The following is a 14,240-nucleotide window of genomic DNA, read 5'->3' on the forward strand; positions in this document are numbered from 1 at the left end:
GGGGTCAGGCGCCCTCGTGCCCGGCGTAGAAGACGAGCCGGTACTTGCCGATCTGCACCTCGTCGCCGTCGCCGAGACGCACGGTGTCGATGCGATCGCGGTTGACGTAGGTGCCGTTGAGGCTGCCGGAGTCGGTCACGGTGAAGGTGCTCCCGGACCGCTCGAACTCCGCGTGGTGGCGAGAGACGGTGACGTCGTCGAGGAAGATCTCGGAGTCGGGGTGACGCCCGGCAGCGACCCGGTCGGCGTCGAGCAGGAAGCGGCTGCCAGAGCCCGGCCCGCGCTGCACGACGAGCAGCGCGTGGCCCTCGGGCAGCGCGTCGACGGCGGCGGCGTCGACCGGCTTCAACTGCCGGTCGGAGGTCTCGCTGCGCGACTCGCTCAAGCCGATCGAGATGGTGGCCGTCGAGTCGTCGGACTCGGCGGCGGCCGGGGTGTCGTCGGTGACCAGACGGGTGCCGCACTGGGAGCAGAACCGGGCGTCGTCCGGGTTCTTGCGCCCGCAGGCGGTGCAGAAGGGCATCGGGACTCCTGGTCGTGCGACGTCGGGTCTACGCGGGAACCCTCACCCGGCGGCTGAGGGTGAGGAATCCGGCCAACCTATCAGCCGTCGAGTGAGGCGGTGTAGGTGTCGGCGTCCATCAGATCGTCGGTGGCAGCGGAGCCGGACTCGCTCGGGACGACCTCGAAGAGCCAGCCGCCGCCGTAGGGGTCGCTGTTGACCAGCTCGGGGGTCGCGTCGAGCGCCTCGTTGACCGCGACGACCTCGCCACTGACCGGGGCGTAGACGTCGCTGACGGACTTCGTCGACTCCAGCTCGCCGCAGGTGCTGCCGGCCTCGACGCTCTCCCCCACCTCGGGCAGCGACACGTAGACGATGTCGCCGAGGGCGTCTTGGGCGTACTGCGTGATGCCGACCCGGACCGAGCCGTCGTGATCGCCGGGGGTGCGCACCCACTCGTGCTCGGCGGTGTACTTCAGGTCGTCGGGGTACAAGATCGGTCCTCCAGGGTCAGGGGCTCGGGGGAGCACATGAGCGGCAGGGAGAGGCTACTGCGCGTCGTCGGGCTGGGCGAACTCCGGTTCGACCGGTTGCCGCACGGCCTCGATGTCGAGAGACGCGAGCTGTTCGATCTGCACGTCGGCGCCGTCGGACTGCAGCGCCACCCGGGGACCGTCGAGGATGCTCATCGCCCCGGTCAGGCTGCTGGCATCGCCGATCACGTCGACGACGTAGGGCGCCGAGAGCTGCTGACCGTCGACGAGCAGGCCGGCGTCGGTGGCTGTGAAGGAGCTCTGGGCGATCAGCCGCACCGTGCCGTTGACCTGGATCGCCTCGGCGCCGGCGTTGCGGAGCCCCTGGATCATGTCGACCATCGTCTCGACGCTCACCCGCCCGGTCACCTCCTTGATCGTGATCCGGATGCCGGGGCCCGTGACGGGCACCTGGCCGGCGAGGATGCTCAGCGTGTCGCCCTCCTTGGTCGCCTGCTCGAGGGCGGCCTTCTCGGCGTCCTGGTCGGAGACGAGCTGGTCGCGGGTGTCCTCGAGTCGGGAGATCTCCGAGCGAGCCCGACGGCTGGCACCGGCGAGACCCGAGAGCACGTCGACGAGATCCTGCTCGCGATAGCCGGCGTAGGTGTCGTCGGCCCCGGCCGCCCGGATCTGGGTGACGACGCCGAAGGACACGATGGCCAACACGACGCCCACGACCAGCTGGCGACGTCCGGGACGTCGCAGCGAGGTCAGGATCCGGCGGGCCGTGCTCTGCGGCTCCTGCTCGGGCGTCGGCTCAGGCATGGAAGAGGTGCCTTCTGATGGCGGCCACGTTGGAGAAGATCCGGATGCCGAGCACGACGATGACGCCGGTCTGGAGCTGGCCGCCGACACCGAGCTGGTCACCGAGCCAGACGATGCCCGCGGCGATGACCACGTTGCTGACGAACGAGACCACGAAGACCTTGTCGTCGAAGATCCGGTCGAGGTAGGCGCGCAGCGCGCCGAAGACCGCGTCGAGCGCCGCCACCACGGCGATCGGCAGGTACGGCTCGAGCGTCGGCGGCACGTCGGGACGGAACACCAGCCCGAGCACGATGCCCGCGACGAGCCCCAGGACGGCGATCATGGTGCGTCCTCCTGGGCCGGGTCGATCTGGTGGCCACCGCTGTCGTCGGCGACCAGGGCGCTGGCGTGTCGCAGCGGCGTCCGCGCCGCCTCCGGCAGCGCGAGGCGCTCGGCGTCGGACATCTCGAAGCCGAAACCGAAGGCACTCACTGCCGTCGCGAAGCTCTGGCCGCCCTGACTCTCGAGCAGGTTCGCCTGAAGGGTACGTCGGTCGCCGATCGCGGACACCACGTAGGGGGTGCTGATCGCCTGCTGGTTGACCCGGATGACCTCGCCGGAGTTGACGATGGAGGTCAGGGTCGTGAGGCGTTGACCGTTGATCGAGATGGCCTCGGCGCCGGCCTCCCAGAGTCCGTTCACCAACGGGCGCAGCTCGCTGGAGCGCACCTCGTCGTCGGGGCCGGGGCCGTCGGTCACCGTGATCTTGACCCCCGGGCCCGACACTGCGAGGTAGCCGGTGCTCACCTCGAGCCGTCGGACACGGCTCTGCTCGGTGACCACCGAGGCGGTGACGGCGCTCAGACGCCGGTCACGGCGGGCCACCTTGTCGCGCAGTCGCAGGATGGAGTCCTGGAGTGCGGTCACGGTGTCGCGGCGGTCCATCACGCGCTGCACCAGCTCGGTGCGGCTGGCCTGGGTCTCGTCGGAGTCCTGCGCGGTCTGGACGGCCGCAGTCGCGACCAGCAGCCCGATCGCCGCACCCGCCAGGGCCGCCACGCGGTGCGCGGGCGCGTCACGGCGCGAGGCGACGGACTCGCCGCGCTCCTCGCGCCGTCGCGCCACCAGCGCATAGTCCTCGTCGAGGGACTGCTGGGTGATGAGGGTCAGCAGCGGCGTGGTGACTCGTGCCGGCAGGTGCTCAGACATGGTCGACCGCCCGGACGTGGCGGGTGGTGTGCAGCAGGCGCCGCACCTGCCAGGCGTAGAGCACGCCGGCCCACCAGTACAGACCGACACCCCACAGCGCGAAGGCCCAGCCGAAGACGGTCGCCAGCGACGCGACCGTGCCCTGCCCCTCCCCCAGTAGCAGCAGCGGGAAGGCGTAGAGGAGGTTGAAGGTGGCGGCCTTCCCGAGGAAGTGCACCGGCAGGGAGCTGTAGCCACGAGTCCGCAGCAGCGGCACCAGCCCCCACATGAGGGCGTCGCGCAGCGGCAGGGAGACCGCCAGCCACCAGGGGATGACATCGCGCAAGGCCAGCCCCACCACGACCGCCAGGATGTAGAGCCGGTCGGCGACGGGGTCGAGCACCTGCCCGAGCATCGAGGTCTGGTCGAGTCGGCGGGCGAGCCAGCCGTCGAGGTAGTCGGTGACGCCGCTGGCCACCAGGAGGCCCAGCGCCCAGCCGTCGGCCTTCGGCACCAGCACCAGCCACAAGAAGACGGGCACGCCGAGCAACCGGAGACCACTGAGCAGGTTCGGGATCGTCCACACCCGCGCCACGCGCGTTGCGTCCTCGCTCACCGCTACCTGCACTTCACCGTCCGGGGTCGACCTGGGCTCACCCTAGCGGCCGACGGCCTCGCCGGCCGACTGGTCGTGGTGCGCCGCGTCGCGGATCTCCCCGATGAGCTCCTCGATGACGTCCTCGAGGGTCGCCAGGCCCAGGGTCTCACCGTCGGGCGAGACCACCCGGGCCAGGTGGGCGCCACGCGCCTGGAGGCGCTCGAGCGCCTCGTGCAGGGCGTCGTCGAGGCGCACCGTGGCGAACGGGCGAATCCACTTGTCGTCCAGCGCACGTGACCGGCGCTGCTCGTCGGGCTCGAGGACGTCCTTGATGTGGAGGTAGCCGACGAGCTCGCCGGCCTCGTCGGTCACCGGGAACCGGCTGAACCCCGTGGCGGCGCACACCGCCTCGACGTCCGCGGCGCTCGCGCCGCGCTGCACCGTCGCCAGCGAGGCCGTCGGCAGCAGCACCGCCTCGACGCTCTTCTCGGTGAAGCCCAGCGCCCCTGCGAGCCGGTCGTACTCGTCTTCGCGGAGCAGACCCTCGCCGCGGGACTCCTCCATGAGCGCGGCGACCTCCTCGCGCGTGAACGCCGAAGCGACCTCGTCACGAGGCTCGATGCGCATCAGCCGCAGGGTGCCGTTCGCCACGGCGTTGAGCGACACGATGATCGGCTTCAGCACGGTCACGACGCCGAGCATCGGTGGGCCCAGCACGAGGGCGGCCCGGTCGGGGCCGGCGATGGCGATGTTCTTGGGCACCATCTCTCCGAACACGACGTGGAGGAAGACCACGAGCGCGAGCGCGATGACGAAGGCCACCGGGTGCAGCAGTTGCTCGGGCACGCCCAACGCCTCGAAACCCGGCTGGATGAGGTGCGCCACGGCCGGTTCGCCGACGGCACCGAGTCCGACCGAGCAGATGGTGATGCCGAGCTGGGCGCCGGCCATCATCAGCGACACGTTCTCCATGGCCCGCAGCGTCGTGCGGGCCATCCGCGAGCCCTCGTGGGCCCGCGGCTCGATCTGGCTACGGCGGGCCGAGACCAAGGCGAACTCCGCCCCGACGAAGAAGGCGTTGAAGGCGAGCAGCAGGACGGCGACGAAGACGCCGGTGAGGTCACCCACGGGTCCGCACCTCCCCCGCGGCGGCGCTGGCCGGGTCGTCGCCCAACAGCAGGCGCAGCGACACCCGGTCGACCCGGAGCCCGTCCATGTGCTCGACCGTCAGCACCGCGAGATGCTCGCGCACCTCGTCGTCATCGCTGCGGTCGGGTACGGGGATCTCAGCGATGTCGCCGGTCTCGGGTACCCGACCCAGCACCTGCATCACCAGGCCGCCCACGGTGTCGTAGTCGTCGGACGTCGGCAGGTCGATGCCGGTGGCGTCCTCGACCTCGTCGGGACGGAGCAGGCCGGAGACGAGCCAGGAGCCGTCGCGGCGCTTGCGGGCCCGTGAGCCGAGCCGGTCGTGCTCGTCGGCGATGTCGCCGACGATCTCCTCGATGACGTCCTCGAGCGTCACGATGCCCGCGTGGCCGCCGTACTCGTCGAGCACGATCGCCATCTGGAAGCCGTCCTCGCGCAGCAGCTGGAGGAGCGGGTCGAGGCGCATCGAGTCGGGCACGACGATCGGCTTGGCCATGAGGTGCTTGACCTTCGTGGTGGCCCGTTCGTGCAGCGGCAGCGCCACCGCGTGCTTCACGTGCACGGTGCCGGCCACGTTGTCGTCGTCGTCGAGCACCGGGAACCGGGAGAGACCGGACTCGCGGGCGAGATCGAGCACAGCCTGGGCGCGGTCGCCGAGCTCGAGGGTGCGAGTGCGCACCCGCGGGGTCATGATCTCGCCGGCCGTACGCGTGCCGAACTCCACCGAGCGCTCCATCAGCTCGGCGGTCTCGGCGTCGAGAGTGCCCTCGTGGGCCGACCGCGAGATCAACGAGGCCAGCTCGGTGGAGCTGCGCGCCGAGCGCAGTTCCTCCTGCGGTTCGATGCCGAGCCGGCGCACCAAGGCATTGGCCGAGCCGTTGAGCACCCGGATGACCGGTCGGTTGACGGCGGTGAAGAGCCGCATCGGACGCTGGGTGGCCCGGGCCGTGGGGTAGGGCAGGGCGATGGCCAGGTTCTTCGGCACCAGCTCGCCGAACAGCATGGTGAGCACGGTGCTGATGCCGAAACCGAGGGCCAGGCTCAGCGGCGCGACCACGCCCTCGGCCAGACCGGCGGCGGTGAGCGGGTCATGCAGCAGCGTCGCGATGGCCGGCTCGGCCAGGTAGCCGATCGCCAGGTTGGTGACGGTGATGCCGACCTGCGCCCCGGAGAGCTGCGTCGAGAGCGTCTGCAATGCGCTCTGCACGCCGCCGGCACCGGCGTCCCCGGCGGCCGCGGCGCGCTCGACCGTGGACCGGTCGACGGTGACGAGGGCGAACTCGGCCGCCACGAAGAGGCCGCAGGCCGCGATCAGCAGCAGCGCGGCCAGGAGGAGGAGCAAGGCGGTCATGGGCGCTCTCCCAGAGGGGAGAGCCGACTACTGTCGGAGCCGTCCATCGGGGCGGTGCACGTCCTTCGCGTCGGGGTCTCGTCGGTTCCGGACCTCGGTGCTGGAGAGCATATAGGTCTCAGCAACGACTCAGGCTCGGGCGGGCGGAGCCGATGGGACGCTCCATGGGCTACCGACCGGCGCGCTACCCCCAGGGGGCCCCCGTCCTCAAGCCGCGGGATCGCCACCTGCTGCGCCGCTTCAGCTACGGCCTCACCCCGACCCTGACCCGCCAGGTCAAGCGCGCCGGCGGCGGATCGGACTGGTTCGAGCAGCAGCTCGACCCGCGTCGGGTGCCCGACAAGCAGGGCGACAAGAGCGGGTGGTGGCCCAGCCTGGACCGCGGGCCGCAGGAGATCTGGGAGCGCAGCCGCGATGGCGTCGAGGGCGGCTGGGAGGTCATGGGCGACTATCAGCGAGCCGTCCTCATGCGGCGCATCCACTCGCGCCGGCAGGTGCTCGAGGTGATGACCGAGCTCTGGGAGAACCACTTCAACGTCCCGGTGAACGCCGACCTCGTCTACACCTGGCGGCGCAACTACGGCGACGTGCTCCGCCGGCATGCGCTGGGCTCGTTCTCCCAGCTGCTCCAGGCGGCCGTCACCCATCCGGCCATGCTGCTCTACCTCGACGCAGCGGTCTCGACCAAGGACCATCCCAACGAGAACCTGGGCCGTGAGCTGCTCGAGCTGCACACGGTCGGTGTCGGGCACTACGACGAGGACGACGTCAAGAACTCCTCGCGCATCCTGACCGGGTGGAGCGTGGACCGTTTCCGCTCGTTCGCCGCCCGCTACAACGCCGAGGACCACTGGACCGGGTCGGTCCAGGTACTCGGGTTCACCGACCCGAACGCGGGCTCCGACGGACGTGCGCTGACCCTGCGCTACCTCGACTACCTGGCCCACCAGCCCGCCACGGCCCAGCGCGTCGCGCGCAAGCTCGCCGTCAAGTTCGTCACCGACGATCCGCCCCAGCAGCTGGTCGACGAGCTGGCGAGCGTCTACCTGGCCGGCGACACTCAGATCAAGCCCGTGCTGCGTGCCCTCGTGCGCCACCCCGCCTTCCGGTCCGCCGAGGGGCAGAAGGTGCGCGACCCCGGCGAGGACGTCGCGGCCTCCTACCGCGCGCTGCGGGTGCGATTCGCCGCTCCCCCGGCCGGGTCGGCGGGTGACCCCTACGGGGCGAACGCCGTGCTGTGGCAGTCGACCACGCTCGGCACCGCGCCCTTCGCGTGGCCGCGCCCCGACGGCCAGCCGCTCGACAACGCCTCCTGGGCGACACCGTCTCGCCTCACCAGCTCGATGACCATGCACTGGAGCCTGGCCGGCGGATGGTGGCCCAAGGAGGGCGTGCACTACCGCGGGCCCCGCGCATGGATGCCACGGCGCCGGATCCGCTTCGACAAGCTCGTCGACCACATGTGCCGCCAGCTGCTCGGTCAGACCTCGACCGCGGCGCTGCTCCAAGCCTGCTGCCAGGCGTGCGACGTCGGCCCCCGTGACGTCATCACCTACCAGCACCCGGTGGTCAGGTGGCGCTTCCACTGGCTCATCGGCACTCTGCTCGACAGCCCCGAGCACCTGACCCGCTGACGAGCCGTCGACCCGAGAGGAGAACCCGATGCCCGACCCGAGTGCCCCGCAGCCGTGCTGCGAGGAGATGGCACGGCTGACCCGGCGCGGGGTCCTGCGCGGGCTGGCCCTGGCCGGCGGCGCCGCGACCTTCGGCTCGGCCGTCGTCACCGCCGCTCCCGCCTCCGCCACCGAGGGGTCCAGCGGATCGGTGCTGGTCGTGCTCTCCATGCGCGGCGCCGCCGACGGGCTGTCGCTGGTCGTGCCGCACGGCGACCCGGTGTACTACGCGGCCCGCCCACGGATCGGTGTGCCACGCGAGCGCCTCATCGCCGCCGACGCCTTCTACGGCCTGCACCCGGCCCTGGCGCCGCTGCTGCCGCTGTGGAACGGCGGCCGTCTCGCCGCCGTGCACGCGACCGGACTGGCCGCGCCGAACCGCTCGCACTTCTCGGCCATGGAGGAGGTGGAGGACGCCAACCCGGGCTCGACGGTGCGCGAGGGCTGGCTGAACCGGGTCGTGGGCCTCACCCCCGGCGACTCCCCGCTGCAAGCGGTGCACATGGGTGAGACGCTTCCCTCGACCGCGCTCTTCGGCCCTGCGCCCACGTTCGCCACCCGCAGCGTCGACGACGTCAAGATCACCGGCCAGGACCAGTACGACACCGGTGGACGCCGCTCCTCGCTCGAGACACTGTGGTCTCGGCACTCCGGCACCGACGCCAAGGGACTGCTCGCTCGCGGTATGGGCGAGACGTTCAGCGCCGTCGACGGCTTCTCCCCGGCGCGAGCCGTGCCCGACACCTCCGGGTCCTACCCCCGCAGCGATCTCGCGCAGGCGCTGGCCGACGTCGCGCGCACCATCAAGGCCGACGTCGGCGTCGAGGTGTTCACGGTCGACCACGGCGACTGGGACATGCACTCCGGTCTCGGCACCTTGGAATGGGGCCGGATGGGCACCAACGCCGGTGAGTGGGCCGCGGCCATCGCCGCCTTCTTCGCCGACCTCGGGCGGGTGGCGGACCGCGTGACCCTGGTGACGATGAGCGAGTTCGGTCGCCGGGTGGCGGAGAACGACAACTACGGGCTCGACCACGGCTACGGCAACGTGATGTTCGTGGCCGGTGCCGGGGTGGCCGGCGGCCGCTACTACGGCACCTTCCCAGGACTCGCCGCCACGTTGGACGCCGACCTGCTCGTCACCACCGACTACCGGCAGGTACTGGGCGAGATCGTGACACGGCGGTTCCCCGCCGCGTCACTCTCCCGCGTCTTCCCGGGGCTGTCCTACTCCCCGGTGGGGTTCATGGGAGCCTGAGCCCTCGGGCGTGCGGCTCAGTCCTCCAGGTCGACGTTGCACTCCTCCTTGGCGTGCTCCTCGATGTTCTGGAGGGCGTCTTGGTACTTGGAGTCGCTCAGCTCCTGACTGGCCGCCTCGAGCTCCTCGAGCTTGTCGGAGTCGATGGTGCTCGGGTCGAGATTGCTGAGGTCGCTCGTGTCGACCCCCGCGTCGTCGAGCGCCTCTTGGAACTTGTCGACGCCCTCGTTCAGGGTGTCCCAGTCATCGGCCACCTCGTCGGGGGCCTCGTCGCCGAGCTTCTCGAACGTGTCGAAGGCCTTGTCGATGTCGGCGTCGCTGGAGTCCAGCGAGTTCAGCGTGCTCTTGGACTCCTTGAGCTGGTCGCAATAGGCGTCGGTGGAGTTGCCGCAACCGGCCAGGCCCAGGCTGGCCGCGAGCAGGGTGGCCGAGAGGAGCGCGGCGGGACGGGTGGTGCGCGAGAGGATCGTCATGCGAGCAGCATGCACTGTCCCAACCTGAGGAGACACCCCCACCCCTCAGTCCGATCTCAGGAGTTTACGTCAGCTGAGGACGTCCTTGCGTCCGAAGTGCCAGAAGGCCGCCGTCAGGAGGACGGTGGCGTAGAGCAGGGACCACAGGCATCCGGTGAGCACCTCTTCGACGTCGGGGTCGGGGCGCAGCAACTGGCCCCACGCGAAGAGATAGTGCGTGGGGAGCGCCTGGCGCAGCGAACCCAGGGCACTGATGCTGTCGAGGATGCTCGAGAGCACCGTCGCGAGCACGGCGCTGCCGACCGCTCCCAGTGGCGCGTCGGTGACGACGCCGACCAGGAAGGAGAGGCCCGCGACGAAGCCCAGCAGCACCCACAGCACGAGCACCGAGACCAGCAGTCGCGGCGCGAAGGCCGACCAGTCCAGCCGCGCCCCCGTCGGGTCGCGGTAGCCGGCGCCCCCGTAGGCCACCAGGCCCACGAGCAGGGTCCAGGCGGCCAGCCCGACGAGGACGACGAGGCTGCTCGCTGCCGCGACGAACAGCTTGGCGCGCAGCAGCCGCCCACGCGGTACCGGCGCGGTGAGCAGGTAGCGCAGGGTGCCCCAGCTGGCCTCGGACGGCACGGCATCGCCGGCAACGAGCGCCACCACGACGGGCAGCAGGAAGCCAGCGCTCGCGTAGAGCGTGAAGACCGTCAGGTTGGCCGCGCCCACCTGGGCCAGGTCGACGAACGTCGGCGCGGCGCCGGGATCGTCGTCCCCGAGAGCGAAGGCCCCGACGAGCAGGAGCGGCAGTGCAGCCAGCAGGGCGGCCGTGACCCGGGTGCGCCGGCGGGTGAGCTGACGGCGCAGCTCGGCCCGCAGCGGCAGTGCTCGTCGTCTGGGGTCGGTCATCGCGTCACCTGCGCCGTCGGGTCGTCGCCCACCAGGCCCATGAAGATCTCCTCCAGATGCCGACGCGCCTCGCCGTCCCCGGCCACCAGCTCGTCCACGGCGCCGGTGAGCACGACCCGGCCGCGGTGCATGACGACGACGTGTGTGCACGTCTGCTCCACCTCACCGAGCAGGTGGCTCGAGACGACGACGGTCCGGCCGGCGTCGGCATAGCGCTGGAGCACGCTGCGCAGGCCGCGGATCTGAGTCGGGTCGAGGCCGTTCGTGGGCTCGTCGAGCAGCAACAGCTCGGGCAGGCCGAGCATCGCCTGGGCGATGCCGAGGCGTTGACGCATACCGTGGCTGTAGGAGCGCACCGGCCGGTCGGCGGCGGCCCCGAGATCTGCGATCTGCAGGGCCTCCTCCAACCCGGCCTCGGCCACCGGCCGCCCGGTGGCGGCCCAGTACGCCGCCAGGTTGGCGCGGCCCGTGAGGTGTGGCAGATGCCCGGGGCCCTCGATGAGACACCCGACCTCCCGCAGGACGGGGGCACCGGGGGTGACCCGCTGCCCGAGCACCCGCACCTCGCCGCTGTCGCTGCGGATGAGTCCGACCAGCATGCGCATCGTCGTGGTCTTGCCCGCTCCATTCGGCCCGAGCAGACCGAGCACCTGGCCGCGTTCGGCCCGCCAACTGACGCCGTCGACCGCACGGAATCCGTTGCGGTACTCCTTCACCAGCCCGTCGACCTCGAGCACCGCAGCGTTCCCGACCGGTACCGTGCCGGACCGGGCACGACGCCGCCCGACCAGCCCCGCAACCAGGGCCAGGAGCACGGCCAGGCCGAGTGCGACGAGAAGCGGCACCGGCACCGAGGGCCCACCGCCGACCGGCACGGTGCGCACGGTGGGCAGGGTCAGCGTGGAATCGGCGAGGCCCACTCGGTAGACCCGGGCGTCGTCCGGCACGGCGAAGCCGAGGTCGGTCGCGCTGACCACCACGCGCATCCGCTGCCCGGGCTCGAGCCGGTACGCCGACGCGGGCAGCGTCACCTCGACCCTCTGCGCGGCCCCCGGCACGATGCCCGACAGCCGCATCGGCGCGACGAGTTGCCGCGGCAGGCTCGCCCGCCCATCGGCGTCGACGATCCACGCCGACGCGAACAGCACGGCGTCGGTCGTGCTGGAGGTGATCGACAGCTGCACCGTGGGCGCGCCGGCGACGGTCATCGGGCTGCGCACGGGCTCGCTGTCGAAGGTGGCGCTCTGACCGGGCAGCGCCGCGAGCGCGAGCCCCTGGCCGGAGGCGGTGACGGCCTGACCCAGGAGCGGGCCGGTGCCGGGAATCGAGGTGATGGCCGCCGGTTCACCGCCGGCCGGGGCGAGCACCGGCTGGTCCCGGCCGCCGAGGCGCAGGCCGGTGAGGTCACGCTCGAAGTAGTCGGGCGCCTGGACCTCGTCCGGGTCTGTGGCGCCGAGGGCCGGTGCCGGTAGCGCGAGCCGGAACGCCGTGCCGGGGTCTGGCCCCCCGCGCAGATAGTGGTCGAACCAGTCCTCGGCGCCGGTGCCGGCACTCTGTCCGGTCAGCCCGGCGCCGCCGTCGTGGCCACCGTCGATCCAGCGCACGGCGACCGGGACGCCGGCGTCGGCGAGCGCCCGAGCCGTGCGATCGGCCTGGTCGAGACCGAACAAGGAGTCCTGCTCGCCCTGCACCAACAGCGTCGGGGCGGTGATGTCGTCGACCACGGACGCCGGCGACGATGCGCGCAGGTAGCGCCGCGCGGCGGCGTCGGCCCGGCCCGTGCGCGTGGCGCGCTGGAAGAGCCGGCACACGTCGGGGGCGAACCGGCCGCAGAGCAGGTCCTCGAGGCCGTCCGGGCTGCGCTCCTGCTTCGACGAGCCGCCGTCTCGCGCCGCCGCCGCGAGGGCGCCCTGGGTGAACAGCGAGGCCCACCACTGCTTGAACACGCCGTCGGGGAACAGCGCCTGCCCGAGGTCGTTCCAGGTGATTGCCGGCACGATCGCGTCGACCCGGTCGTCGAGCCCCGCTGTGAGCAGCGCCAGGGCACCGCCGTAGGACGCGCCGGCGATGCCCACGACCGGATCGCCGGGCGCGTCCATCTCGACGTCGTCGCGCTGGGCCAGCAGGTCGATCATCCGGCTGGCGTCGGCGACCTCGTAGTCCGGGCTGTCGAGATGGATCAGCCCGCCGGAGTCGCCGAAGCCGCGGGCGGTGTAGGTGAGCACGACGTAGCCGTCACCGGCGAGCTCGCGCGCCTGGTCGGTGAGGTCGTCCTTGCTGCCGCCGAACCCGTGCGCGAGCACGATCGCTGCGTGGCGCCCTGCGTCGTCGGCGGGGGCGAAGACTGAGGTGTCCAGGCTCACCGTGGTGCCGTCGACCTCCGGACCGACCAACACCTGCAGATCCTGCTCGTGCACGGAACCGGGGTCGTCGGCGCGGGCCGAGCCCGCCGGCACGACGAGAGCTCCCGCCACCAGACCCGCCGCGACCCATGCGGCGAAAGCTCGGGCGGCGCGCATGCGGGTCAGTGTGACAGCCCCCCGGGCAGGGCCCGGCCCTGCGACCACCCCGTCAGGAGAGGAAGCCCAGCACGGCCTTCTCGAAGGCCTCCTTCGCCTCGATCATCACCCAGTGGCCGCAGTTGCCGAACACGTGCAACTGCGCATCGGGGATCATCCGCAGCGGCGCGAGGCTCATGTCGGGCGGGCTGACGCGGTCGTCGAGGCCCCAGGTGAGCAGCACCGGGCACTGCACCTTGCCCATTCGCGCCCAGTACGGGGGCTCCTCGCTGGCAGCGAGGAACTGCTGCTGCATCGCGAAGGCAGCCGAGCCGTACATGTCGCGCGCAGTCTTGGCGGCGTCGGGGTGGGTGGCGGCCTCCCAGCGCTCCTCGATCAGTTCGTCGGTCACCACGCCCGGGTCGAAGACCATGGCGCGCAACCACCGCACCAGCTTGTCGCGGTCGGGTGCGTCGGCCATCTCCTGGAGCAACCGGATGCCCTCGCTGGGGCTGGGGCTGAGCAGGTTCGGGCCCACGCCGCCGATGGTCACGAGCTTGCTGACCAGCTCCGGCTTGCGGATGGCGAGGTTGATCCCGACGACCCCGCCCATCGAGTTGCCGATCATCGGGGCGCTCTCGAGCCCCAGGGCGCGCATGAACGTCACGACCGACTTGCCGGCCGACAGCACCGGGAACCCGCCGTCGGAGTCGCTGACCCCGAAGCCGGGGAACTCCACGATGTAGGTGTGGAAGTGCTCGGCGAAGGTGCCCACGTTGCCGCGGTAGTTGCGCCAGCCGGTGACACCCGGGCCGGATCCGTGCAGCAGGATCAGCGGGGGTGCGTCGGGCGAGCCCGCCTCGTGGTACCGGAGCACCCCCCAGTCGCACTCGAGCTCTCGCTTGCTGTCCTCGTAGTCCACGTGCACGAGCTCAACCTAGCGTTGATCTAGAACGTGTTCTACTCACCAGCCCGACAGGCGCACCGCGCCCTCGCGCACCGAGGCGCGGGCGGTGCGGATCAGTTCGGCGAGGTCCAGGCCGTACACCGGTCCGTCGTAGGCGCCCAGGCGACCCACCCCGCGCTCGACCAGGCGCTCGGCCCCCACCGGGTTGCCACGCTCCAGATGGGTGAGGCCGACGCACAGTTGGGCCAGCCCCTGCCACAGCGGCCGCTCGGTGTCGGGGCAGTCCTTCCACCGCGCCTCGAGCACCTCGTGTGCGGAGAACTGCCGGCCACGCTCGACCAGGGAACGCGCGGCCACGATCGTCTCGTGGGCCGGGAGCGGCTCCTCCGAGACCGGTTCCACGCCGGCGCTGCCGTGGGGCAGCGGCCGCCCGAGCCGATCGCGCGGTCGCGTCTGCTGCTTCACCGAC

Annotated in this window: 15 protein-coding genes; 2 read left to right on the forward strand and 13 right to left on the reverse strand. The window is 71.6% G+C overall.

The features are described 5' to 3' along the window. Positions 1-4: 4 nt before the first annotated feature. From ISG29_RS19025 to ISG29_RS19060, 8 genes are all read right to left on the reverse strand, one after another. A complete protein-coding gene (locus ISG29_RS19025) occupies positions 5-523 on the reverse strand; it encodes an FHA domain-containing protein (protein WP_194505038.1) in 519 nt (172 codons plus the stop codon). A gap of 80 nt (positions 524-603) precedes the next feature. Next, positions 604-996 (reverse strand): glycine cleavage system protein GcvH, encoded by a 393-nt coding sequence (gene gcvH, locus ISG29_RS19030; protein WP_194505039.1) that lies wholly within the window; start codon positions 994-996, stop codon positions 604-606. A gap of 54 nt (positions 997-1,050) precedes the next feature. Continuing rightward, positions 1,051-1,800 carry a DUF881 domain-containing protein gene (locus tag ISG29_RS19035; protein WP_194505040.1) on the reverse strand — a complete coding sequence of 250 codons (750 nt, stop codon included), beginning with the start codon at positions 1,798-1,800 and terminating at the stop codon, positions 1,051-1,053. Further along, positions 1,793-2,125 carry a small basic family protein gene (locus ISG29_RS19040; RefSeq protein ID WP_194505041.1) on the reverse strand — a complete coding sequence of 111 codons (333 nt, stop codon included), beginning with the start codon at positions 2,123-2,125 and terminating at the stop codon, positions 1,793-1,795. The genes ISG29_RS19035 and ISG29_RS19040 overlap by 8 nt, the downstream gene beginning before the upstream one ends. Further along, on the reverse strand, positions 2,122-2,991 hold the full coding sequence (locus ISG29_RS19045; RefSeq protein ID WP_194505042.1) for a DUF881 domain-containing protein: 870 nt from the start codon (positions 2,989-2,991) through the stop codon (positions 2,122-2,124). The genes ISG29_RS19040 and ISG29_RS19045 overlap by 4 nt, the downstream gene beginning before the upstream one ends. Then, a complete protein-coding gene (locus tag ISG29_RS19050) occupies positions 2,984-3,586 on the reverse strand; it encodes a CDP-alcohol phosphatidyltransferase family protein (protein ID WP_194505043.1) in 603 nt (200 codons plus the stop codon). Before ISG29_RS19050 ends, ISG29_RS19045 begins: the two co-directional genes overlap by 8 nt. Positions 3,587-3,628: 42 nt before the next feature. Further along, entirely contained in the window at positions 3,629-4,696 is a 1,068-nt protein-coding gene (locus tag ISG29_RS19055) for a hemolysin family protein (protein WP_194505044.1), read from the reverse strand. Continuing rightward, a complete protein-coding gene (locus ISG29_RS19060; protein WP_194505045.1) occupies positions 4,689-6,068 on the reverse strand; it encodes a hemolysin family protein in 1,380 nt (459 codons plus the stop codon). Before ISG29_RS19060 ends, ISG29_RS19055 begins: the two co-directional genes overlap by 8 nt. Positions 6,069-6,220: 152 nt before the next feature. On the opposite strand from ISG29_RS19060, the gene ISG29_RS19065 reads away from it, so the two are divergent. Next, entirely contained in the window at positions 6,221-7,702 is a 1,482-nt protein-coding gene (locus ISG29_RS19065) for a DUF1800 domain-containing protein (RefSeq protein WP_194505046.1), read from the forward strand. 28 nt (positions 7,703-7,730) lie between these two features. Further along, complete coding sequence (locus ISG29_RS19070) at positions 7,731-8,999, forward strand: DUF1501 domain-containing protein (protein ID WP_207793358.1); 1,269 nt, start codon at positions 7,731-7,733, stop codon at positions 8,997-8,999. A 17-nt stretch (positions 9,000-9,016) separates the two neighbouring features. Here the strand turns inward: ISG29_RS19070 and ISG29_RS19075 are convergent, their stop codons facing one another. The 5 genes from ISG29_RS19075 to ISG29_RS19095 form a co-directional block, all read right to left on the reverse strand. Further along, entirely contained in the window at positions 9,017-9,472 is a 456-nt protein-coding gene (locus ISG29_RS19075; RefSeq protein ID WP_194505047.1) for a hypothetical protein, read from the reverse strand. Positions 9,473-9,541: 69 nt separating this feature from the next. Continuing rightward, positions 9,542-10,366, reverse strand: coding sequence for an ABC transporter permease (locus ISG29_RS19080; RefSeq protein ID WP_194505048.1), 825 nt, complete (start codon positions 10,364-10,366; stop codon positions 9,542-9,544). Then, a complete protein-coding gene (locus ISG29_RS19085) occupies positions 10,363-12,885 on the reverse strand; it encodes an alpha/beta fold hydrolase (RefSeq protein ID WP_194505049.1) in 2,523 nt (840 codons plus the stop codon). Before ISG29_RS19085 ends, ISG29_RS19080 begins: the two co-directional genes overlap by 4 nt. Positions 12,886-12,937: 52 nt before the next feature. Beyond that, positions 12,938-13,792: an alpha/beta fold hydrolase gene (locus ISG29_RS19090; RefSeq protein ID WP_194505050.1), complete on the reverse strand. Its 855-nt coding sequence runs from the start codon at positions 13,790-13,792 to the stop codon at positions 12,938-12,940. Positions 13,793-13,828: 36 nt separating this feature from the next. Next, the gene (locus ISG29_RS19095; RefSeq protein ID WP_194505051.1) at positions 13,829-14,236 is read right to left on the reverse strand and encodes a DUF309 domain-containing protein; all 408 of its coding nucleotides are present in this window, start codon (positions 14,234-14,236) and stop codon (positions 13,829-13,831) included. Between the last annotated feature and the right edge of the window lie 4 nt (positions 14,237-14,240).

The sequence above is a fragment of the Nocardioides acrostichi genome (assembly GCF_015319165.1).
Lineage (GTDB): Bacteria > Actinomycetota > Actinomycetes > Propionibacteriales > Nocardioidaceae > Nocardioides > Nocardioides acrostichi.